Raw genomic sequence first — 21,048 nt, 5'->3', positions numbered from 1 at the left:
GCGCCGGTCCTCAGGGAGCGTGGGGACACACCTGCGCAAGCTCCGGGGCTCCTCAGGGAGCAGGTGGGTCAGTCCCTGCGGTACGGCTCCATGTGCGGGCGGGCGAGGAGGGTCTCGATCCCGCGTCCGCGGAGCTCGACGCCCTCGCCGATCTCCCAGTGTTCGGCCTCCTCGTGCGAGGCGAGGAACACCGCGCGGGCCGACCCGAGGACGCGGGTGGGCTCGTCCTTGGCGAGTTCGGTGAGGCGGGCGGCCTCGTTCACCGGGTCGCCGATGACGGTGTATTCGAGGCGCTGCTCGGCGCCGATGTGACCGGCGATCGCCTTGCCGGCGGAGACGCCGATGCCGATGTCGGTGTCGCCGAGGGTCTCGTACAGCTCGGCGCGCAACTCACGTGCGGAGGCCAGCGCGCGGCCGGCGAAGTCGTCGAGGTCGAGGGGAGCGCCGAAGATCGCGAGGGCCGCATCACCCTGGAACTTGTTGACGAAGCCGCCGTGGCGTCCGACAACCGCCACGACCACCCGGAAGAACTCGTTGAGCAGCTCGACGATCTCGCGCGGCGGACGGTTCACCGCCAGGCGCGTCGAGCCCACGATGTCGACGAAGAGCACGCCGACGTAGCGTTCCTCGCCACCGAGTTCGGTGCCGGTCTCGATCGCGCGTCGTGCGACGTCCTCGCCGACGTAGCGGCCGAACAGGTTGCGTAGTTCCTGCCGCTCGCGCAGGTCGGCGACCATGTCGTTGAAGCCGGCCTGCAGCAGGCCGAGGTCGCTGCCGTCGTAGATCTTCACCGCGACGCCCAAGTCGCCGTCACTGACCTTCGACTGGGCGCGACGCAGCTGCTTGATCGGGTCGTTGATGGCGGCGACCACGCGCACGATCGCGATCACGCTGAACGCGAGAGCCGACACCGCCATCCACAGGATCGGACGTTCCAGCCCGGTGGAGTCGCCTTCGAAGATGCCCAGCCGGTGCAGCACGATCAGCCCGATGATCACGACCATCGGCGCGACGACGCTGATCACCCAGAATGCGGTGATGCGGGTGGTGACGCTCGGGGCGATCGCGGTCTCGGGGTTGTTGGCCATCGCGGCGACGGTGATCGGCCGCATGACCTTCTCGGCCTGCATGTAGCTGAGCGCGCACGTCACCATCGCACCGATGGCGCTCGCGATCGCGACGATGAAGGCGTTCTTCGACGAAACGGTCAGGTTGACCAGAGTGAAGAGCGTGCCACCCACCACCCACAGCGCGGCGTTGACCATGGTCAGCAGGGTGGGCAGGGCGAGGGCGCGGCGGCGGGCCGCCTCGTTGTCGAGCCGGGTGCGTCTGCGGTGCCACATGAGGACGGGCAGCGACAGCTGGATGCTGGCGTAGCCGCCGATGACCATCGCGATCAACAGATAGCCCGCGAAGATCGCCTGATTCAGGGCGGTGATCTCGTCGAGGCTGATCGAGTCCTGCAGCGGCATCCCGAAGCGGAGGAAGGCGAAGGTGAACAGTGCGCCGACGAGGTTCGCGCGGAGCATGTCGAGCGCGAGGATCGGCCAGGGCGTATGAATCAGCCACCGGCCAAGGTGCAGCACCTTGGACCACCGCGACCGCTGTTCCACCACGGAGACTACGGTAGCTGGCTGCTTGCAATCGTTAAACACGGTTCCGCCCCGCGGGCGTGTCCGAACTGCGGTTTAGGGTGTCGTTGTGACCAATGTCTTTGATCGGCTGACCGGCCAAGAGGCGATCGCAGACGATCTCCGTGCCGCAGCGCGTGCCGCGCGGGTCCTCGCGCAGAGGCTCGACGGGGGCAGCGCCGAGGGTCTGTTCCTGCCCGACGACGAGATCCCGGGTGTCGACGCGGGGTGGTCACGCGCGTCGATGACGCACTCCTGGCTCTTCACCGGACCACCCGGAAGCGGCCGTTCGGTGGCCGCCACCTGTTTCGCGGCCGCACTGCAGTGCCAGTCACCCGACTCCGCGAACGTCGGCTGCGGCGAGTGCCGTGCCTGCGTCACGGTCATGGCCAAGACCCACGCCGACGTCCGGCACGTCGTACCCGAAGGTCTGAGTCTGGCGGTCGGCGCGATGCGCGACATCGTGCAGGCCGCCGCACGACGCCCCGGAACGGGTCGCTGGCAGATCGTCATCGTCGAGGACGCCGACCGTCTCACCGAGCAGGCAGCGAATGCGCTCCTGAAGGTCGTCGAGGAGCCGCCACCGCGCACGGTGTTCCTGTTGTGTGCGCCGTCGGTGGACCCAGAGGACATCTCGGTGACCCTGCGGTCGCGATGCCGGCACGTCGCCCTGGTGACGCCGACGACCGCCGACATCGAACGCGTCCTCGTCGAACGCGACGGACTCGACCCGGAGCAGGCCCACTGGGCAGCGTCGGTCTGCGGCGGTCACATCGGTCGCGCCCGCCGCCTCGCCACCGATCCCGACGCTCGTTCCCAGCGTGAGAAGGCGCTGGCGCTGGCACGGGCGGCGTCCCGGGATTCCACCGCCTACGCCGCGGCAGAGGAGTTGGTGCGGTCGGCGGAGGCCGCTGCCAAGGCGATCAGTGCCGAACTCGACGAGGCCGAGACCGAGCAGATGAAGACTGCGCTCGGTGCCGGAGGAACCGGCAAGGGAACCGCCCGGATGCCCCGCGGCAGCGCCGGCGCGCTGAAGGAGCTGGAGAAGCGTCAGAAGTCGCGGGCCACCCGCGTCGGACGCGATGTCCTCGACCGTGCCCTCGTCGACCTCGCCGCGCTGTTCCGGGACGCGCTCGTCGTCGGGGTCGGGGCAAAGGTGACCGCGATGCATCCCGACAAGTCCGACGACATCTCGATACCCCTGGCCGGCTATGCCCGGCCAGAGCAGTTGCTGTCGTGCGTCGAGGCCGTTCTCGACTGCCGGGAGGCGCTGGACATGAACGTCAAACCCAAGTTCGCGGTCGACGACATGGTCGCCCGGATCGGGTTGGCTCTCAAGCGCAAGGCCGACGCCTAGCCCGGCGGCATCGTCGACGCGGTGCTCGCCCGGACTCTTACGAGACGGTAATCCGCCAGCAACACGGCCTATTTAACGTCTCCGGTCATGACACGCCCCCTGGGTACGGGGATCAACATCTCTGGACTGACCAAGACGTTCACCTCACGCTCGCTGCGCGGGAGTTCGACGGTGACCGCGTTGTCCGACGTCTCGCTGAGTACGCCGGAGGGCTCCTTCCTGTCGTTGCTCGGTCCGTCGGGCTGCGGCAAGTCGACGGTGCTGCGCATCCTCGCCGGTCTCGAGGACGCCACCTCGGGGACCGCGCTGATGAACGGCCAGTCGCCACAGGATCTCCAGCGAAACCACGAGCTGGGCATCGCTTTCCAGGATTCGGCGCTGCTGCCGTGGCGCTCGGTGGAGTCCAACATCAAGCTGCCGCTGCAGGTCGGGGGGATGCCGGTCGACGACGCTCTCGTCACGGACCTGATCGAACTGGTGGGCCTAAAGGGTTTCGAGAAGTCCAAGCCGGCGATGCTCTCCGGTGGTATGCGCCAACGTGTTTCGATCGCCCGTGCGCTGGTCGTGAAACCGACGGCGCTGCTGCTCGACGAACCGTTCGGCGCGCTCGACGACATGACCCGGCAACGCCTCAACGTCGAACTCCTGCGCATCTGGACCGAGAAGCCGGCCACCACGCTGATGGTCACACACGGCATCGCCGAGGCGGTCTTCCTCTCGGACGTGGTTGCGGTGATGAGTCCACGGCCGGGCACGGTGGTCGAGGTGGTCCCCATCGATCTGCCGCGACCCCGTGTCCCGGAGATGATGCGCACCCCGGAGTTCCATGCGATCCACGACCATCTCTCCGGTCTCCTGTTCGGCAAACAGTCGACCGCGAAACCGGCCGAAGGCGTTGCGCCGGAACCTGTTGCGGAGGGCGTGAGTGGCTAGATTCGGGTCGGTCCGATGGCTGGCCGGTCTCGGTGGGATCGTCGGACTCATCGTGGTGTGGTGGATCGCCGGCGCGTTGGAACTGTTCGGCGGGACGATCCCGACGCCGTGGTCGGTGCTCGCCGAGATCGGCGAGACCGGTGCGGCGTACTACGTCGACAACTTCTCGCTGACAGTCGAACTCGCGCTCCGCGGATTCCTCTGGGGTAACGGCCTCGCGATCGTGCTGGCTGTCGTCGTGATCCTGTTCCCGCCGGTCGAGGGTCTGGCGACCCAACTGGCGATCCTGTCGTACTGCACTCCGATCATCGCGGTCGCGCCGATCATCCAGGTCGCCTTCGCCGAGGTGACGACGATGATCGTCTTCCTCGCCGCCATCTCGGTGTTCTTCACGACGATGATCGGGACCCTGTCGGGTCTACGGTCGCCGCATGCCGGCAGTCTCGACCTCATCAAGGTCTACGGGGGCGGACGGTTCGCGCAGCTGTGGCGGGTCCGATCCGTCGCTGCGCTGCCGAACACCCTGGCAGCCATCAAGATCGCCGCTCCGGCCGCGGTGCTGGGGGCGGTGCTGGGTGAGTTCCTCGCGATGCCCGAAACCGGCGCCGGACCGGCGATGATCATCGCCCAGCAGAGCGGCAACATCCCGCAGGTGTGGGCCATCGCCCTGATCAGCGGAGCGGTCGCGGGTCTCGGTTACGCCGTGGTCGCGGTGATCGCCAAGTATGCGACGACCTGGTCGAGCGGAACGGCGGCGCGACGATGAGCACTGAGGTGAGGACTCTCGGATCGGGTGGTCTCGGAACCGGTGGGCTGTTGGCGGCCGGGCGGTTCCTCGGTTCCCTGTTGTTGTCCTTCGCATTGATACTGGTGATCTGGTGGCTGTTCCTGTTGGCCTTCCCCGACATCGGTCCGATCATCGGACGCACGCCCGTCGACGTGTTCGACTTCCTGTTCGTCGACGCCGACGCACCGGCCGCCCGCGCCGAGATCCTCGACAATCTCTGGATCACGTTGCAGGACGCGGCAATCGGATTCATCGCCGGAATGCTCGCCGCGATCGCCACGGCGGCGATCTTCGTCGTGTCCCGGTCGGCGGCACAGACCTTCATGCCGATCGCGATGCTCCTGCGGTCGGTGCCGCTGGTCGCGATGACGCCGCTGATCACCGTCATCGTCGGTCGGGGAGTCGCGGTGGTCGCGGTGATGGGCGGGATCGTGGTGTTCTTCCCCGCGCTCGTGATGATCATGACCGGGCTGTCGAACGCGCCGCGGCAGATCACCGACGTGATCAGTGTGTACGGCGGCGGGCGCTGGACGGCGTTGCGGCGCTCCGCGATTCCGTCGGCGGTGCCGTCGCTGTTCAGCGCGGCCAAGGTGTCGGTGCCGGGCGCGCTCATCGGCGCGACCGTCGCCGAATGGTTGGGTACCAACAAAGGACTCGGTGCGACGTTGCAACAAGCCCTTCCGGCGGCGGCCTACGACGAACTGTGGGCCTCGGTCCTCGTCATCACCGTCGCTTCGATCGTCATCTACGCCGTGGTGGGTGTCATCGAGACTGTCGTCTTGTCGCAGATGGGAATGCAGCAAACCTAGGGCCGGGCACATTTGCGCGACCCCACCAGCTTCTGGCGAAAGGCAACTCACATGGCAAATTCCTTCGACCGGCGGTCTTTCCTGCGCTATTCGATGATGGCGGGCGGCGCAGCGGGTGCTCTCGGCCTCACCGGCGCCGTGTCGGCATGCAGCTCCGGTGGCAGCGCAAGCGGGGGCACGACCTCGACCAACCCGAAGGTGCAGCTGTCCTGGCAGAAGAACATCGAGTTCGCCGGTGAATACTTCGCCATCGAGAACGGTTACTACGACGCCGAAGGTCTCGGTACGCCCGACCTGATCACCGGTGGCGGTGCAGGCACCGGAGTCGAGACCGGCCTGACGTCGAACAAGGTCTGGATCGGCATGAGCGCCCCGCAGCTGACCGCGCCGGTCATCCTGCAGGGAGCGAAGCTGATGACGGTGGCCGCGACGTTCCAGCGCAACCCGTTCTGCATCGTCTCGTCGGCCGGGAAACCGATCCTCGGTCCCGAGGAGATGAAGGGCCGCAAGATCGGCGTACAGGCTTCCAACGAGAACGTCTTCAAGGCGCTGCTCACCGCCAACAACATGACCGAGGCCGACGTCCAGAAGATCACCGTCCAGTACGACCCGACACCGCTGAAGAACGGCGAGGTCGACGGCTGGGTCAGCTATGTGACCAACGAGCCGATCACCCTCGAGGAAAGCGGCTTCCCGAATGTCAACTTCCTGTTCGCCGACTTCAACCTGCCGCTCGTCGCCGAGACCCTCGTCGTCCGGCAGGACACCATCGACAACGAACGGGACAAGGTGAAGGCCTTCCTCAAGGCCGACATCAAGGGCTGGTACGACGCGGTGGCCGACCCGGCCGGGTCGGCGAAACTCGCGGTCACGAAGTACGGCAAGGACCTCGGCCTCGACGAGGCGGAGCAGACCAAGGAGGCCATCGCGCAGAACACCCTCGTCGTCTCCGAGGACACCAAGGCCAACGGCCTGCTCACGATGACCGACGAACTGATCGCACAGAACATCGATGCCCTGGGCAAGGCCGGCTACGACATCAAGCCCGAGCAGATCTTCGACATGTCGCTGATCAAGGAGGTCTACGAAGAGAACCCCGATCTCAAGAAGTGAGCCGCCCTATCATGGGTGGACGGTCGCGGGCCGTGCATTCCATGAGCAAGGGAGCTGCCGATGTCGGACTTCATCCGCAAGATCAAGGAAGAGGCCAAAGCCGTCTCGGCCGCTATCGACCAGGAGCTGACCGTCCTCGAAGGTGTCCCCGGATACGATCCGCTCGCGGATGACACGGACACCGAATCGCCGGACCAGGCCGCAGTCGACGAGGCCGAGGGCGAGACGACCAAGTAGACACGACGCAACCAAGACACCACGCAACTGACACCACGCAACGGCCGCCGGGTGGGATGTCCCGCCCGGCGGCCGTTGCGCGCCCTACGTCAGAGGGCTCACTTCTCGACGAACCGCAGCAGCACCTCGTTGACCTCGGCGGCATGCGTCCACAGGAGGCCGTGGGGAGCGTCGTCGATCTCGACGTACTCGGCTTCCGGCACGGCTTCGTGGAACCGGCGGCCGGTGGCATCGATCGGCAGGATGTTGTCGGCGGTGCCGTGCAGGATCAGCGTCGGCTTCCCCGAATCGCGGACTGCGGCAACGTCCTTGCGGAAGTCCTCGATCCAGGTCGGGACGACGGCGTAGGCCGCGACCGGCGCGCTGCCGACGGCGGTGTTCCAGTTGGCGTCGACGACCTCCTGGGTGATGCGGCTGCCGAGGGTGTCGTCGAGGTTGTAGAAGTCCTTGTAGAACTGCGTGTACCAGGCGTACCGGTTGCTCTTGGCCGCCTCGGCGATGCCGTCGAAGACCGCGGCGTCGACGCCCTCGGGGTTGTCGTCGGTCTTCACCAGGAACGGCTCGAGCGACGCGAGGAACGCGAACTTGGCGATTCGCCCGGTGCCGAATCTTCCGGCGTAGCGTGCCAGTTCACCTGTGCCCATTGAGAATCCGACCAGGATGACATCGCGCAGGTCGAGGGTCTCGAGCAGGGTGTTCAGGTCTGCGGCGAAGGTGTCGTAGTGGTAGCCGGTGCCGACCTTGCTCGACTTGCCGAATCCGCGACGGTCGTAGGTGATGACCCGGTAGCCGGCGTCGAGCAGCTCGCGAGCCTGCAATTCCCAGCTGTTGCCGTCGAGCGGGTAGCCGTGGATCAGCACGACGGGCTGACCGGTTCCGTGGTCCTCGTAGTACAGCTCGATGTCGGTGGTGTTCTCGGTGCCGACGGTAATGAAACCCATTGCGATCACTTCTCTCTTCCTCAGGCGACCCGACCGGGATCGGAATCTGTGTGCGCCGAGGAGAACGGGCGTTCTCTCGGGTGATTGCTACACTAGAGAACGATCGTTCCCCACGCAAGGGGCAATTCGGAATCCGGAAGGGACGGTGCGTCGTGGCGGCCTCCGAGAACACCGCGGTCCACCCTCGTGAGCGGGTGATCCGCGCCGCGGACGAGCTGTTCAACGCGCATGGGGTGCACGCGGTCGGGATGGACAAGGTGCGCGACGCCGCGGGTGTGTCGCTCAAGAAGATCTACTCACTCTTCCCTTCCAAGGAGGCGCTGATCCTCGCTGTTCTCGACGATCGGAGCGGTCAGTGGAACGCCGGTATCGCCGACTGCACGGAAGGGCTGTCGACGCCGCGGGAGAAGCTGCTGGCGATCTTCGACTTCCTGCTCGGATGGTTTGGCACCGACGAGTTCCGGGGATGCGCGTTCATCAACGCCTACGGCGAACTGGGTGGAGAATTGCCGTCGGTCGCCGAGGCGGTGCGTAAGCAGAAGGACGGCTTCCAGGACTATGTGGCAGGTTTGGTGGCCGAACTCGGCGGGCCGCCGAGACTTGCCGCGCAACTGTCGATCCTGGCGGAGGGGGCCCAGACGACCGCGGCGATCGCCGGCACCGCACAGGCTGCCGACGACGCGCGGAGTGCCGCCGAGATCCTGATCGATCAGGCTCTCGAATAAATTGTCACTTGTTCGGAGGAATGGCCCGCCAAGCAATCAGTGGGTCATTTGAACCAATTGTTGAGGCATTCTGGTCGATTGATCTATCCGGAACGGATTGGGGCCATGATCGGCGATTGTTGAAACGGTATCCGGCCGAATCTCTAATTCGGTCTGCTAATGTTCCCGCGTAATCAATCCGTTGGAGAGTGCCTACGGCACCTGTTGACGCGCAACGGATCAGGGGCTGGGAAAGGTATGTGGATGCGATTCACGAAGGTGGCGGCAGTAGGAATCGGGGTGGCGGCTGCGGCTGCGATGGGGTTCTCCGGATCGGGAGAGGCATCGGCAGCGCTGCTTCTGTCGTCGTCGTACCCTCACACACAATCCCTCAGTAATGGCACGGTGGCCGTGAAGGTGACCAACAAGACGTCGAAGACGGCGACGTGCTGGCTGTCCGTCCACAAGGCGAGCGACGAGACCGAACTCAAGATGCGCGCCACGGCCGTCAACGCGATCATCGCCACCGGTATCGAGTCGGGGGTGCTCGACAGCGCTCGTGAGGATGCAGCCGAAGGTGCGCTCAAGGTCGTGTGGAACGGCAAGAGCATCGCCAAGGACGGCTCGTCGACCGGGTGGTGGGCCTCGGGCCGGACCGACACGTCGTATGCGATCTACCAGGAGTGCACGACCCCCGATCCGATCCTCGGCTTGACGATCAACGGCCTCGCGCAGGTCTACACCGTGACCGGAACCGGCAAGTCTCCTGACTCGCCTGACGATTCGGGCAACGGCAGCCTCGCAGGTCTGTTCGGCGGACTCCTCGGATAGTTCCTCGGACGGTGGGGGATCGGCGGGCCGAGATCCTTTGACCCCCCGGCGGCGTCAATGTCACATCGCTGCTCTGGGTGCATCGCTGTGCCCGCACCAAATCAGAACGCTCAATTCCCCGAGGTTGTCGATCTTGTCGGGGTGCGCCTACGACACGTGTTGTAGGGCAATGAATCACGTGTACGAAAGGGAACAGATGCGGTTTTCGCGGATGGCGCTGGCCGGAATCGGAGTGGCGGCTGGAGCCGCGGTGGCATTCACCGGGAGCGGAGAGGCTTCGGCGGCGCTGCTTCTGCCGTCGTCGTACCCCCACACACAGTCGCTGAGCAATGGTGCAGTGACCGTGAACGTGACCAACGAGACGTCGAAGACGGCGACGTGTTGGCTGTCCGTCCATGACGCGAGCAAGGAGAACCAGCTCACTCTGCGCGCGGCCGCCGTCAACGCGATCATCGCCTCGGGTATCGAGTCCGCGGTGCTCGACAGCGCTCGTGCGGATGCGGCCGAGGGTGCGCTCCGCGTCGTATGGAGTGGCGTGTCGATCGCCAAGGACGCCTCGTCGACCGGAACGTGGGTCTCCAACCGGACGGACACGTCGTATGCGATCTACCAGGAATGCACGACCCCCGACCCGGTCCTCGGTCTGACCATCAACGGCCTCGCGCAGGTCTACACCGTGACCGGAACCGGCAAGGCTCCCGACAACCCGGGTGGTGGCGACAGTGGTGGTGGCGATACCGGTGGCGGCGACGGCGGTGGTGGTGACACCGGTGGCGGCGACAGTGGTGGTGACACCGGTGGCGGCGACTCGGGCAACGGAAGCCTGGGAAATCTGTTCGGGTCGAGCTGATCCCCTGGCCGGTTGGGGATCAGGCGGCCTCGCGGTCCGTCGAATCCCCACCGGCCGAGCTTGTTTCGGCGGAGTCCGACTTCTCCCGGTCCGTCCCGGCGCTCGATGAGTCGTCACCGCCGGTCGGCGAACCGGAGTCCCCGGCTCCGCTGTCTCCGGAGTCCGGTTTCTCCGAACCCGAACCCGAACCCTCAGAGTCCGGCGCTTCGGAGCCGCCGGGCCGGTCGTCGGCATTTCCGCTGCCGGGCTCGCCCTCGCCGCGGTCATCTGCGGGCGTCCGATCGTCGGTCGGGACGTCCTCGGCCGGCGGCGGAACGATCCCTCCCGGCACGAACCCGCCGGATCTCGGCGGGTCACCCGGCTTCTCCGCGCCTGTCGCCACCTCGGACGGAACGGTGACGGTGTAGCCGTCGCCCGGTCGGTCCTGCTTGACCGAGTCCACTGCCGTCACCGGCACCGCTGCGGTGTCGGGGTTCGGTGCCTGGGTCGGGTAGTAGGCCTCGGCGAGTTCGTCCCAACGAGCGAGGTCGTCTTTGTCGTAGGTGATCCCGAGCTGGTCGTGGACGGCAGCCACCAACAGCGCCAGGGGATGCGCGGCGTCGTAGACCAGGTATGTCGTGTTGCCGCTCTTGTACTCCTTCGGGTCACCCAGTCGCTCGACGTCGCCGTACGTGTGCGGTCCGGTGCCCGAGTGGATGGTGAGGAAGCCGGCCGCGTTGACGATGAGCGACGCGACGGGCCGGTACGACACCCACTGGAAGTTGCTGACCGGGTCGCCGACGATGATCACCGACGCGACCTCGACCTTGCCGGTGGCCTCCGGGTCGCGTGCGCCGTTCGCGTCGATCCCGGCCGCCTCGACGATCGGCTTGAGCCACGGCATGGTGTCGAGCCAGGCCTTGATGCCCCAGGGGCTCCGCGGGTCGGAGACCAGGACCATGTCCTTGCCCGGGACGAAGAAGTCGTCGTCGTAGGCCCGTGGATTCTCGGCGGCATCGCCGTGTGCGTCGGCGCCCTGCGAATAGCCGGTGTACACGACGAACGGGCGGTCCTCGCCCATCTCGGCGAACGCGGCCATCACGGCCAGGTTCTGGTTCATCGCATGCTCTTTGGACTCGTCGTAGCCGGGCGAGAACGGAGCGATGGTGTTCGAGCGGCCGGCGATGACGGGTCCGAAGGACTCGGTGTAGTTGACGATGAGGGCCTGGCGGTTGCCGACGTACGGGAGATTGCGCGGCATCAGCATGGTGTCGTCGGTCCCGGGCGTGACGACCATGATGGTGCCGTCGGGCAGGTCGGCGAAGACGTCGCTGGTGTTGTCGTGTTGGGCGGCTTCGCGGACGACGCCGCGGTCGATGAGGGATTCGACCACGGCGGTGACGTTCGTCGAGGCGACGGCGATCGGCACGATGGTGGCGAGAGACAATGCGCTGATCGTCAGCGAGGTGGCTGTCGCTCGCGACGGTTTACGAGGTGTTATGGCAGTCCGCGCCGGTTGAGACCGGTGCTTTCGTCCGCGACGTGCCCCCAATTGACCTCCTACAGTCGCATGGAGTGTAAGGAGCAGAGGGCTCGGAGTCTGTCATCCGATCGGATTAACGGGACATACCTGGCACCGAATTATTTTTGCATCGCTAAGGGTTTGGAGGGCTGAAGATTCTCTTGAAGGGCGGAAGGGTCCTCGGTGTGCCTTCGGTAGTGGCGTGAGGGAGTGGATCCGTCGATGCGAGGAAGCGTCGTACGAGGGTCGAATCGTACGATCCTGGTGGAGCCGCCCAGGGGAATCGAACCCCTGACCTATTCATTACGAGTGAATTGCTCTACCGACTGAGCTAGGGCGGCGTGCTACGCGAGGCAGCGGAGACGAGTCTAGCGAGTCCATCGTCCGCAACAAAAACCGGCCCAGCTGTGCCGCCCCTCGCGTCGCCGCGCAGAATCGGCACCTGCGCGAAGAAGCGCCAGTTACAGCTGACGAACGGGCGTTGACCTGGAGATTCTGTGGCGGTTCGGGACTCAGAACGGGTAGTCGGAGCCGCACACCACCGGCACACTGTGGTCGGGGTCGAGCGCATTGCGGACGAGTGCGGCGACGGTCGGGGAGTAGGCCATGCCGACGTGACCGATCTTCGACGCCGGGCACACGTCCTGGACCAAGGTGTTGACGACGTTCGGACCAGGTGTCATCAGTGTGACCTGATACGGCGTCGAGATCTTGTCGTACCTGGTTGCGAAGTTGACGTAGTCGATCGACGGGTGCCGCGGGCCCCAGTAGCTCTGGCCGGGCGCCCGCGCCGGTAGTCGGTCGGTGATCGAGCCGACGCGGGAGAACCCCTGGTGTGATGCCGACAACGCGACGATGGTGTCCACCTGCGCGGCGCGGCCGGGGAGTTGGGTCACGAGCTGGGCGATCGCTCCGCCCTGGCTGTGGCCGATGAGGTCGACCTTGGTGGCGCCGGTGGCGGCGAGGACATTGTCGATGAACGGCCCGACCTGACGCGCGGATCGTTCCTTGTTGCCGAGGCCGCCGGTGGTGCCACTCCACGACGCCTGACCGTAGGTCGTGCTGAAGACGCAGTACCCGGCGTTGGCGAGGGTCGGGGCGAGGTAGGCCCAGTTCGCGCTCTGGTTCATCGCGGTGGCATGCAGCAGGACGATCGGGTCGCGCCCTTCTCGATCCCGGCAGCCGAACCGGTTGCTGCCGGCCGGCGACTCGGTTGCCGGACCCAGGTAGTGCGCGGCGATCGCCTCGTCGGGATTCGTGGTGACCGGGAAGGGCGCGGCCTGCGCGGTGCCCGGGACGAGCAGCACGCAGGCCGCGGCAAGCGCGGTCGCGGCGGCGGCGAGGCCTGATCGGAGACGGCTCATGGGAGCATTGTCGCCCACGACCGTCGGCGCGACAGGCACTCTCGGAGCTACGCGAGAATCTCGGCCATCTGCGTCAGGCGGATGCTGTTGCCCGACGGGTCCCGGAAGCCCGCGTCGATCCCGTATGGCCGCTCCTCGGGCTTCTCGGTGAATTCGACGCCGCGGGCGGACAATGCCTCGTAGTCGGCCCGGCAGTCGTCGGTGGTGAGGAAGACGGTCCCTGCGAAACCCTTGGACATCAGGCTGTGGATCTCACCGGAAATCTCGGCCTCGAAGGCGGGCGGACCGGGGATGTCCATCAGCACGATGGAGACGTCGTCCTGTCCGGGCGGGCCGACGGTGAGCCAGCGGAACCCGCCCATTTCCGGGAGCGAGACGTCCGAGCGGACCTCCATCCCGACCTTCGTCGTCCAGAATTCCAGGGCCTCGTCCTGGTCATGGACCCACAGCTGAGCGCTGGCGATACGAATCATGGTGTGCACCTTTCGGATTGGTTCGTGTTCGGGCGTGTTCTCCCGGTGGTGGAACCAAAGTTACGGCCGCGCGGGTGTGGCGGTCTTCTTCCCGTGTGCTGTCTTCGGAAGCTGCTCGGCCGGCGCTGCGGACGGTTCCGGACGTTCGACGCGACTCGACGGTCCAGGCCGCGAGTAGACCCGCAACACGCACGCGGGTACGTGAGCATAGGTGGCCGCGGGTGGGAACGAATCACGGTACGCGGTCGGCGTCTTGCCGAATGCGCGCGTGAAGCTCGTGGTGAACGATCCGACGCTCGACAGTCCCACCGACATGCAGATGTCGGCCACCGTGCGATCCGTCGACCGCAACATCGCTGCGGCCCGCTCGAGTCGCCGGGTCTGCAGGTAGGAATGGGGGGACTGGCCGAATGTGGCGGTGAACGCGCGCGAGAAGTGTGCGCGGGACAGCTTTGCCGCGGCGGCCATGTCATCGACGGTCAGCGGCTCGGCAAACCGGACGTCGGCGAGATCCTTGGCGCGCAGCAGGTGGCGCGCCGGATGTGCGCTGGACATGGATTGATTATGCCGATCCCGCGATGACCCCGCGCCCTGTTCGACCGTCGGCTAGGTGGCATCGCGACGGAGGAATTCGACGCCGCGCGGTGACAGTTCGTAGCCCACCTCGAGGCTCTCGGTCAGCCCGAGCTTCTTCAGCTTGGTGACGTCGGCCTTGAAACCTGCTCGGTCCCTGCCGAGTTCGACCGCGAGTTCGGTGGACACGACGCCGGGCCGGCGGTCGATGATCGCGAGGGTGTCCCGTGTCCAGGGTCCGTGTTCGGAGCGAGTGTCCATTCGATCGAGCCGCGAACGGATCTCCGCGACAGCGTCGTCGGAGAGATCGTCGTCGGCGCGCAGTGCGATCCGGGGATCCTCCCCGATGCACCGCAGTCCGATCCGGTAGGTCGGATTATGGGTGTTGACGCACAGCGTCGCCCGTATCGCATCAGCGTTCTCGTAGCCTGCCCGGCGGGCGTCCTCCGTGCTGATCTGCGCGGGATCGACTCGCTCGAGGGACGTCACCTCGATGACGTGTGTCAGGGCGATGAAGCTCGATCCGGGTCGGATGCGGGGATGCCCCCAGCGACGGAAGGCGAGGTCGACGGAACCGTCGGCGACCCCGCGCGCCACTGCAGCTGTGAGAAGCACGTCTCCGACCGTAGCGAGCGCGTTGGGGTCGCGCAGAGAGTCGGGTGAGTGCCTGTCGTGCCTGTGGATGACGCCTGAGATGTTGCTGAGAGCTGTTGTAGGGTGACCCGAGATCAGCGACGGCAGTGCCGGCGCCACGGGGGATCTTCCTTTGGTGTCGTGTCGTCGCGTGCACAACTGACAACGACGATCACCAGCCGGGGGGAGGGGGTCTCATGGTGCTGCAGCGTCCGCAGGCCTTGTGGTTCCCCGATGTTGCCCCCTGGCCGCCCTCCGGTGCCACGCCGGCGGTCGATCTGGCCGCTCACCTGGCTCGATTCCGATCCGTCGACGCAGTTCAGAGCGATGTCGGCGACACGGCCGTGGCAGTGCTCGGCGCTCCGGCCACTCCTGTCGGGCGATCGGTGACGAGGGGTGAAACCCCCGTGGCCGCTGTTCCCGAGAAGCCCTCTTCCGATCTCGACGCCTTCCTCGCCGAGGCCGAGAGATCGGTCCGCGCGAAGCGAAAGGCCGTGTCCGGCTTCGCTCCCGGGTGGCGCCGATTGCTGGGTTCGGGACCGCGGATCGCGGGTGCGGCAGCGGCAGTTCTTGTGATTCTGACCACAGGTGTTGTCGCAATCTCGATGACCGGTGCCGACTCCGGGCGCTCCGCTGTGGCTGCGGAAACCTCCGAATCCGCCTCGCCGACCGAGAGTCCGACGACGTCAGCGGTCGCCCGCAACCCGGCGTGTGCGCAGCGTCCCGTCGGGTCGGGGACGACGGTGTCGAACGACGACGAGAAGGGCGACCAGGAGTCCGGTCCGGGCGCGATCCGCGCGTTCAACCACGCCTACTACGTACTGCGCTCGGCGAAAGCCGCACGCGCGGTTGCCGCCCCGGGTGCCGTCGCCTCCGAGTACGTCATGCAGCAGTACATCGATCAGCGCCCGATCGGCACACGGCATTGTCTGAAGATCACCGAACGGGCTCCCGGTGAGTACTCCGTCGTGCTCACCGAGCTGCAGCCCGACGCGGCGCCGATCACCTACCGCCAGGTCATCCGGACGTCGACGACGGGCGGCAAGACATTCATCCAGTCCATCAGATCCGTCGAATGAGTTCACGCGCAGCGCCATTGGGAGTGGCGCAGAAAGGTTGTGTCGAGATGTCTCAGAGTCGTGGTCGGCATCGTAGGCGTCGGAGGCCGAGTGGTCCGGTTCTGTCGGTGACGTCTGCTGTTGTGGCGGTGTCGATCACGGCTGGTGCGGGTGCGGCGTTCGCTGTTCCGGAGCAGGGTGGTACTGATCCGTCGGATTCGGCGCCGGGTCAGGGTGGTACGAGTCCGTCTGATGTTGCGCCGGGTGCTCCGGCTCCGGGTGACACAGTGGTCCAGCCTGTGGTGGTGCCGGGTCCGGGTTCGGTTCCGGGTCCGCCGGTGGAGGCTCCGTATCGTTCGTACGACGATGCGAGTTCGTGGAGTTATGAGCGGCCGTATTCGCCGGTGATCAACAATCCTGTTGTGCCGCAGGTTGCTCCGCCGGTGCGTCCGATTGCGCCGCCGCCGGACAAGATTCGTGTGGGCAACTTCGTGACCGATATTCCTGAGGGTCTGTCGGACAAGGATGTGAACTCGATCAATGCGTGGTCGGCGTATGGCGAGGCGAAGATCGCTCAGGGGCTGATCTCGGTGGGTGTGCCGGAGGACGAGGCCAGTCGTCGGGCTGCTGCGACGATCATCGGTGTGATGGCTGGTGGTACGGCAGGTGCTGTGGCGCTGGGTATTCCGTCGGCGGTGGTTGGTGCTGTTGGCGGGGCCGGGGTCGGAGCGATCGCGGGAGCGATCATCACCGGTGTTCCTACTGCTGGTGCGAACGCCCCATATGGTGCTGGTGTAGGCGCCCTGATCGGAGCCGGAGTCGGCGGTGTCGGCGGTGCCGCGGCAGGGGCCGCCGTTGGTTTCGCGCTCGGCGGCACGGCGGGCGGCCTCCTTGCCTATTCCCTCGGTGCCGGTGATCCGGGAGCCACCCCGGAAGAGCCATGGCGGCAGAACGGTCCTCGACACACGGCACCCGAGGGTGGTGGGGCGAACCAGTTCGAGTTCCACCTTGCGGCGGAGGATGCGCGTCGGAGTGGCCTTCCTGCTGTCGACTACGTGGTCAACAACCGTGGCGATGTGAACGTCAAGGTCGGTTCATCGGTCCACAAATGGTCTGGTGCCCAAGCGCGTCTGCCGTATGCGGTCTTCGGTCCGCGCGTGGAGGAGTCTGCTCGAGACTGGACACGGGCGCAGTCGGACAACTTGAAGAAGACAATTCCCGGCAGCGAGGTTCTTTGGCCGGCCGAGGGCCCCGCATAGGACGAGATGTGTGCGTCTCGGTTCCGCTCATCTGGTATGCCGACCCGGCGGGCCGCGTACCTGAAACCCCTTTCATCGCTCGAGATTGGTAGAACAAGATGAAGAAGCTGGCAGTGATCGCCGCGGCATCTGTCGTTGTTGCGTCCGGAGGTCTGGTGGGCGTAGGTCAGGCTGCGGCCGTTCCGATTCCACACGTTTACGGGTCTGGGAGCAGCTTCGCAACGTTTGGCGATCACTCCTTCTGTAACGGGACTGTGAACATCAGGGCTGATGCGCCACCGAACAAGCGCGGAGTTGTTCGGGTGACTGCGACATCGGCCGGGTTCACTGGGAATGGTGCGACGTGGAAGCGGAACCCGAAGTGCCGCGTGCTTTTCGGCACTCTGTACAACGGCTCTCGAGGTCTGAACATGGAGAAGTGGGTGACGGGTTCCTTTGGCCCGCGGCGGGGCGATAAGAAGGTTTGGGAAGTTCGGACAGGATCGGGTCCGGCTTCGGTCGGCGTCGCGACATACTCGGCCAGTAGTCCGGTACGTCTCCAGCAAGGTTACGGCACAGGGATCTACTTGCTCGTCCCGTAGTGACTGCTTCTACGACACCGCGCGACGGCGACCCGCAGCGAGGTTCTTTGGCCGGCCGAGGGTACGGCGTAGATGCAGTCAAGGGTCGGCTCAGACCGGTCCTTTGGAAGCCGCATCGACGACCCTGCTGTGACACGTTGTTCGCACGGTGAGACGGATGGAGAAAACGATATGAAGAAACTAGCGGTCACTGCGGCGACATCCGCAATACTGGCGACTGCAAGCCTGGGTGGCATAGGTCAGGCGACAGCCGCGCCGATCCCGCACTTCCCTTCGTCCACCTCTTTCGGAACGTTCGGCGACCACTCGTTCTGTCACGGCGTTCTGAGGGTCGATGTCGACGCCCCGGCAAAGAAGCGGGGTGTCGTCCGGGTCACTGTGACTTCCCTCGGGTTCGCCGGTAACGGTCCCACGTGGAAGCGGAACCCGAAGTGCCGCATGCTCATCAATACGTTGTACAGCGGCACCCAAGGGCTCGGTCGTGAAAAGTGGGTAACCGCGTCGTTCGGACCCCGTAGAGGCGAGAAGAAGACTTGGGAAGTCACCACCGGATCGGGTCCTGCGTCGATCGGATTGACGACCTATTCGGTGAACAGTCCGGTACGTGCCCGCCAGGGATACAACGGAGGAGCTTATGTCCTGGTCCCGTAGGGGCCGGGCGCGGATGTCGCTTGAATCAGGTCGAGTGATTCGACCAGGAACCTGTCCTGGGTTGCGGACGCATAGCGTCGTCTTCGCGCGACATACGTAGAGCGCATTGCCACTCTCTAGTCACGCAGAAAGGTTGTACCGAGATGTCTCAGAGTCGTGGTCGGCATCGTAGGCGTCGGTCCCCGAGTGGTCCGGTTCTGTCGGTGACGTCTGCTGTTGTGGCGGTGTCGATCACGGCTGGTGCGGGTGCGGCGTTCGCTGTTCCGGAGCAGGGTGGTACTGATCCGTCGGATTCGGCGCCGGGTCAGGGTGGTACGAGTCCGTCTGATGTTGCGCCGGGTGCTCCGGCTCCGGGTGACACGGTGGTGCAGCCTGTGGTGGTGCCGGGTCCGGGTTCGGTTCCGGGTCCGCCGGTGGAGGCTCCGTATCGTTCGTACGACGATGCGAGTTCGTGGAGTTATGAGCGGCCGTATTCGCCGGTGATCAACAATCCTGTTGTGCCGCAGGTTGCTCCGCCGGTGCGTCCGATTGCGCCGCCGCCGGACAAGATTCGTGTGGGCAACTTCGTGACCGATATTCCTGAGGGTCTGTCGGACAAGGATGTGAACTCGATCAATGCGTGGTCGGCGTATGGCGAGGCGAAGATCGCTCAGGGGCTGATCTCGGTGGGTGTGCCGGAGGATGAGGCGAGTCGTCGGGCTGCTGCGACGATCATCGGTGTGATGGCCGGCGGTACGGCTGGTGCTGTCGCGCTGGGTATTCCGTCGGCGGTGGTTGGTGCTGTTGGTGGGGCCGGGGTCGGAGCGATCGCCGGCGCCGTCGTTGGTTGCGTCTTCACATATTGCGCTACCTCAGGGATCGATTCGCTCGCCGGTGCCGGGATCGGAGCCGCCGTTGGTGGTATCGGGGTGGGGGCAGCGGGTGCCGCGCTCGGTGCGGCGATTGGTGGTACCGCGGGCGGTTTGTTGGCGTACTCGCTCGGTGCTGGTGATCCGGGTGCGAACCCAGATGAGCCGTGGCGCCAGAACCGGCCGCGGCATGCGGCGCCTGGGCCTGATGGAGTGAATCAGTTCGAGTTCCATTTTGTCGCCCGAACAAGCGCGCCGGTCGGGTCTGCCTGCGGTTGATTATGTGGTCAATCATCGCGGCGACGTGGACGTCAAGGTTGGGGCATCGACGGTGAAATGGTCTGCTGCGCAGGCCAGGTCGCCCTATTCGGTCTTTGGCGAGGGCGCAGAGAAGTCCGTCCGGGACTGGACCAGGGCGCAATCGGACGGCTTGAAGAACGCCATCCCCGGCAGTGAAGTCCTCTGGCCGACGGAGAATGAATAGTCCTATGACGAGCGCTAGAGTGACAGCCCTACACCCAGTCCGTCGAACACATGCAAGTGTTCAGCACACGATCGAGTTCACCCCGCGGATGGGTCGCGCCGGAGAGAAGAGCATGCGACGGACAAGAAGAGGATTGAGATGAGAAGACTGTTCATCGGATTGATTGCTGGAGTCAGCGCGATCGTGTCCACCGGCATAGGGGCGGGTGGTGCGGCCGCTGCGCCAATCCCGAACATCGCGCTCTACGGCCACAATCTCGCGACAATGGGAGACCATTCTCTGTGCCGTGGCACTGTCAACCTCGCGATTCACACTCCACAGAACAAGCGCGGCGTGGTTCGTGTGACTGCACGGTCACTCGGATTCGGTGGTGACGGCGCCAGCTGGAAACGAAATCCGAAGTGCCGAGTACTGTTCCAGACGACTTACACCAGTCTTCGGGGCTATGCACTGCACAAATGGGTGCCAGCAACATTCGGTCCCGGTCCCGGTGAGAAGACAGAATGGGATGTCCCGACCGGATCGGGTCCGGCGACCATTGGTATCACGACGTACGCGGTGAACAATCCGGTCAGGACACCCACAGGTGGTCTCGTGGGTTTCCACATGCTTGTCCCGTAGAAGTACTCGTGTGTCAGATGACGAGCCTGCATGAACTCGCTTGACCACGGCAACCGGCCGCGAACTCCGTACCCTGATCGACGATGACTGGCCTGATACAGCCTCGCGACGGCGACCCGCAGACCTGGGATGAGCGGGCCGTCGTCGTCTGTGGCACCGCCGGTGGGGTCGGCACGTCTGTCGTGTCGGCCCTCCTCGCCGAACATCGCGCCGCATCGTCGCTCGGCCTGCTCTCGTGGTGGGTCGACGCCTCCGGCAACGACTGCGACATCGAACTCCGACTCCGCGGAACCGGCAACGAAGAGTTGCTGCGCACCGCGTCGGGCACTGGTCTCTGGCTGTCTCCCGAGGAGGCAGCAGTCACCGACGCTGTGGTGGAGGTATGGCGGCAGGGCGCGGTGCCGGTCGTCGACGCCGGGGCGCACCCGCTGACGCTGCTGCCCGAACTCGCCGAGGACGACCTCCCGAACCTCACGCCGGTGCTCGTGATCAGCCCGCGACCCGACCTGCTCAACCGGGCACGGATCATCTTCACCGAATGGGACCGCGCGGGGGTGCTCGAGCACACCGTCGTCGTGATCGGGTCCCAGCTGCCGGTGCCACAGCAGAAAGGCCTCGCGGACATGCTGGTCGGGGTCGTGTCCGGGGCGGTCGGCACGGTTATCGGCCTCGACTACGACCCGGTCATCGGTGCCGGGACCGCGCTGGACCAGGACGCTCGACGCGGGCTTCTACCTGCGACGGCCGAGGCGATCGCCAAACTGGCCGCAGCGACGTCGAACCAGCGCTGACCGAATTTCCAGAGTGCG

General features: G+C 65.7%; 21 protein-coding genes, 1 tRNA gene and 1 pseudogene. 15 read left to right on the top strand and 8 right to left on the bottom strand.

From position 1 onward, the window contains the following. Positions 1-68: 68 nt before the first annotated feature. Positions 69-1,586, bottom strand: coding sequence for an adenylate/guanylate cyclase domain-containing protein (locus GOAMI_RS03810; RefSeq protein ID WP_006435072.1), 1,518 nt, complete (start codon positions 1,584-1,586; stop codon positions 69-71). Between the two features lie 115 nt (positions 1,587-1,701). On the opposite strand from GOAMI_RS03810, the gene GOAMI_RS03805 reads away from it, so the two are divergent. The 6 genes from GOAMI_RS03805 to GOAMI_RS23170 all read left to right on the top strand — a co-directional run bounded on the left by GOAMI_RS03805 (position 1,702) and on the right by GOAMI_RS23170 (position 6,867). Beyond that, on the top strand, positions 1,702-2,988 hold the full coding sequence (locus GOAMI_RS03805; RefSeq protein WP_006435071.1) for a DNA polymerase III subunit delta': 1,287 nt from the start codon (positions 1,702-1,704) through the stop codon (positions 2,986-2,988). 87 nt (positions 2,989-3,075) lie between these two features. Continuing rightward, positions 3,076-3,921 carry an ABC transporter ATP-binding protein gene (locus GOAMI_RS03800; protein WP_006435070.1) on the top strand — a complete coding sequence of 282 codons (846 nt, stop codon included), beginning with the start codon at positions 3,076-3,078 and terminating at the stop codon, positions 3,919-3,921. Next, complete coding sequence (locus GOAMI_RS03795; protein WP_006435069.1) at positions 3,914-4,687, top strand: ABC transporter permease; 774 nt, start codon at positions 3,914-3,916, stop codon at positions 4,685-4,687. Before GOAMI_RS03800 ends, GOAMI_RS03795 begins: the two co-directional genes overlap by 8 nt. Next, the gene (locus GOAMI_RS03790; RefSeq protein WP_006435068.1) at positions 4,684-5,517 is read left to right on the top strand and encodes an ABC transporter permease; all 834 of its coding nucleotides are present in this window, start codon (positions 4,684-4,686) and stop codon (positions 5,515-5,517) included. The genes GOAMI_RS03795 and GOAMI_RS03790 overlap by 4 nt, the downstream gene beginning before the upstream one ends. A gap of 51 nt (positions 5,518-5,568) precedes the next feature. Further along, complete coding sequence (locus tag GOAMI_RS03785) at positions 5,569-6,630, top strand: ABC transporter substrate-binding protein (protein WP_006435067.1); 1,062 nt, start codon at positions 5,569-5,571, stop codon at positions 6,628-6,630. 60 nt (positions 6,631-6,690) lie between these two features. Continuing rightward, a complete protein-coding gene (locus GOAMI_RS23170; protein WP_006435066.1) occupies positions 6,691-6,867 on the top strand; it encodes a hypothetical protein in 177 nt (58 codons plus the stop codon). A gap of 98 nt (positions 6,868-6,965) precedes the next feature. Here GOAMI_RS23170 and GOAMI_RS03780 read toward each other — a convergent pair whose 3' ends face one another. Further along, positions 6,966-7,808 carry an alpha/beta fold hydrolase gene (locus GOAMI_RS03780; protein ID WP_040004561.1) on the bottom strand — a complete coding sequence of 281 codons (843 nt, stop codon included), beginning with the start codon at positions 7,806-7,808 and terminating at the stop codon, positions 6,966-6,968. Positions 7,809-7,960: 152 nt separating this feature from the next. Between GOAMI_RS03780 and GOAMI_RS03775 the strand changes: the two genes are divergently transcribed. From GOAMI_RS03775 to GOAMI_RS03765, 3 genes are all read left to right on the top strand, one after another. Beyond that, a complete protein-coding gene (locus GOAMI_RS03775; protein ID WP_006435064.1) occupies positions 7,961-8,533 on the top strand; it encodes a TetR/AcrR family transcriptional regulator in 573 nt (190 codons plus the stop codon). Positions 8,534-8,776: 243 nt separating this feature from the next. Next, complete coding sequence (locus GOAMI_RS03770; RefSeq protein WP_006435063.1) at positions 8,777-9,343, top strand: hypothetical protein; 567 nt, start codon at positions 8,777-8,779, stop codon at positions 9,341-9,343. Positions 9,344-9,539: 196 nt separating this feature from the next. Further along, positions 9,540-10,193 carry a hypothetical protein gene (locus GOAMI_RS03765; RefSeq protein WP_006435062.1) on the top strand — a complete coding sequence of 218 codons (654 nt, stop codon included), beginning with the start codon at positions 9,540-9,542 and terminating at the stop codon, positions 10,191-10,193. Positions 10,194-10,212: 19 nt separating this feature from the next. Here GOAMI_RS03765 and GOAMI_RS03760 read toward each other — a convergent pair whose 3' ends face one another. The 6 genes from GOAMI_RS03760 to GOAMI_RS03735 all read right to left on the bottom strand — a co-directional run bounded on the left by GOAMI_RS03760 (position 10,213) and on the right by GOAMI_RS03735 (position 14,719). Next, positions 10,213-11,619 (bottom strand): PE-PPE domain-containing protein, encoded by a 1,407-nt coding sequence (locus tag GOAMI_RS03760; RefSeq protein ID WP_006435061.1) that lies wholly within the window; start codon positions 11,617-11,619, stop codon positions 10,213-10,215. Positions 11,620-11,959: 340 nt separating this feature from the next. After that, positions 11,960-12,035: transfer RNA gene (locus GOAMI_RS03755), tRNA-Thr, on the bottom strand. Positions 12,036-12,206: 171 nt separating this feature from the next. Continuing rightward, positions 12,207-13,058: an esterase/lipase family protein gene (locus tag GOAMI_RS03750; RefSeq protein WP_040004547.1), complete on the bottom strand. Its 852-nt coding sequence runs from the start codon at positions 13,056-13,058 to the stop codon at positions 12,207-12,209. A gap of 47 nt (positions 13,059-13,105) precedes the next feature. Next, complete coding sequence (locus GOAMI_RS03745; RefSeq protein ID WP_006435059.1) at positions 13,106-13,531, bottom strand: VOC family protein; 426 nt, start codon at positions 13,529-13,531, stop codon at positions 13,106-13,108. 60 nt (positions 13,532-13,591) lie between these two features. Then, the gene (locus GOAMI_RS03740) at positions 13,592-14,086 is read right to left on the bottom strand and encodes a helix-turn-helix domain-containing protein (protein WP_006435058.1); all 495 of its coding nucleotides are present in this window, start codon (positions 14,084-14,086) and stop codon (positions 13,592-13,594) included. A 51-nt stretch (positions 14,087-14,137) separates the two neighbouring features. Next, entirely contained in the window at positions 14,138-14,719 is a 582-nt protein-coding gene (locus GOAMI_RS03735; RefSeq protein ID WP_040004546.1) for a hypothetical protein, read from the bottom strand. A gap of 215 nt (positions 14,720-14,934) precedes the next feature. Between GOAMI_RS03735 and GOAMI_RS03730 the strand changes: the two genes are divergently transcribed. From GOAMI_RS03730 to GOAMI_RS03710, 6 genes and pseudogenes are all read left to right on the top strand, one after another. Continuing rightward, positions 14,935-15,816: a DUF8176 domain-containing protein gene (locus GOAMI_RS03730; protein WP_006435056.1), complete on the top strand. Its 882-nt coding sequence runs from the start codon at positions 14,935-14,937 to the stop codon at positions 15,814-15,816. 47 nt (positions 15,817-15,863) lie between these two features. After that, positions 15,864-17,054, top strand: a complete 1,191-nt coding sequence (locus GOAMI_RS03725) for a hypothetical protein (protein ID WP_439644224.1) — start codon at positions 15,864-15,866, stop codon at positions 17,052-17,054. 98 nt (positions 17,055-17,152) lie between these two features. Next, the gene (locus tag GOAMI_RS23865; protein ID WP_006435054.1) at positions 17,153-17,635 is read left to right on the top strand and encodes a hypothetical protein; all 483 of its coding nucleotides are present in this window, start codon (positions 17,153-17,155) and stop codon (positions 17,633-17,635) included. A gap of 794 nt (positions 17,636-18,429) precedes the next feature. Continuing rightward, positions 18,430-19,618, top strand: a pseudogene (locus GOAMI_RS22455) (hypothetical protein). A gap of 138 nt (positions 19,619-19,756) precedes the next feature. Then, positions 19,757-20,239: a hypothetical protein gene (locus GOAMI_RS22450; protein WP_006435050.1), complete on the top strand. Its 483-nt coding sequence runs from the start codon at positions 19,757-19,759 to the stop codon at positions 20,237-20,239. Between the two features lie 83 nt (positions 20,240-20,322). After that, entirely contained in the window at positions 20,323-21,030 is a 708-nt protein-coding gene (locus GOAMI_RS03710; protein ID WP_006435049.1) for a hypothetical protein, read from the top strand. Positions 21,031-21,048: the final 18 nt, after the last annotated feature.

Source organism: Gordonia amicalis NBRC 100051 = JCM 11271 (assembly GCF_000332995.1).
GTDB classification, from domain to species: domain Bacteria; phylum Actinomycetota; class Actinomycetes; order Mycobacteriales; family Mycobacteriaceae; genus Gordonia; species Gordonia amicalis.
This window is presented reverse-complemented; position numbering and strand designations above follow the sequence as displayed.

Bases quoted from the DNA above. Each gene is read 5' to 3' on its own strand.
- GOAMI_RS03800 (WP_006435070.1), top strand. From the start codon at position 3,076: ATGACACGCCCCCTGGGTACGGGGATCAACATCTCTGGACTGACCAAG.
- GOAMI_RS03790 (WP_006435068.1), top strand. From the start codon at position 4,684: ATGAGCACTGAGGTGAGGACTCTCGGATCGGGTGGTCTCGGAACCGGT.
- GOAMI_RS03785 (WP_006435067.1), top strand. From the start codon at position 5,569: ATGGCAAATTCCTTCGACCGGCGGTCTTTCCTGCGCTATTCGATGATG.
- GOAMI_RS23170 (WP_006435066.1), top strand. From the start codon at position 6,691: ATGTCGGACTTCATCCGCAAGATCAAGGAAGAGGCCAAAGCCGTCTCG.
- GOAMI_RS03780 (WP_040004561.1), bottom strand. From the start codon at position 7,808: ATGGGTTTCATTACCGTCGGCACCGAGAACACCACCGACATCGAGCTG.
- GOAMI_RS03770 (WP_006435063.1), top strand. From the start codon at position 8,777: ATGCGATTCACGAAGGTGGCGGCAGTAGGAATCGGGGTGGCGGCTGCG.
- GOAMI_RS03765 (WP_006435062.1), top strand. From the start codon at position 9,540: ATGCGGTTTTCGCGGATGGCGCTGGCCGGAATCGGAGTGGCGGCTGGA.
- GOAMI_RS03750 (WP_040004547.1), bottom strand. From the start codon at position 13,058: ATGAGCCGTCTCCGATCAGGCCTCGCCGCCGCCGCGACCGCGCTTGCC.
- GOAMI_RS03745 (WP_006435059.1), bottom strand. From the start codon at position 13,531: ATGATTCGTATCGCCAGCGCTCAGCTGTGGGTCCATGACCAGGACGAG.
- GOAMI_RS03740 (WP_006435058.1), bottom strand. From the start codon at position 14,086: ATGTCCAGCGCACATCCGGCGCGCCACCTGCTGCGCGCCAAGGATCTC.
- GOAMI_RS03730 (WP_006435056.1), top strand. From the start codon at position 14,935: ATGGTGCTGCAGCGTCCGCAGGCCTTGTGGTTCCCCGATGTTGCCCCC.
- GOAMI_RS03725 (WP_439644224.1), top strand. From the start codon at position 15,864: ATGTCTCAGAGTCGTGGTCGGCATCGTAGGCGTCGGAGGCCGAGTGGT.
- GOAMI_RS23865 (WP_006435054.1), top strand. From the start codon at position 17,153: ATGAAGAAGCTGGCAGTGATCGCCGCGGCATCTGTCGTTGTTGCGTCC.
- GOAMI_RS22450 (WP_006435050.1), top strand. From the start codon at position 19,757: ATGAGAAGACTGTTCATCGGATTGATTGCTGGAGTCAGCGCGATCGTG.
- GOAMI_RS03710 (WP_006435049.1), top strand. From the start codon at position 20,323: ATGACTGGCCTGATACAGCCTCGCGACGGCGACCCGCAGACCTGGGAT.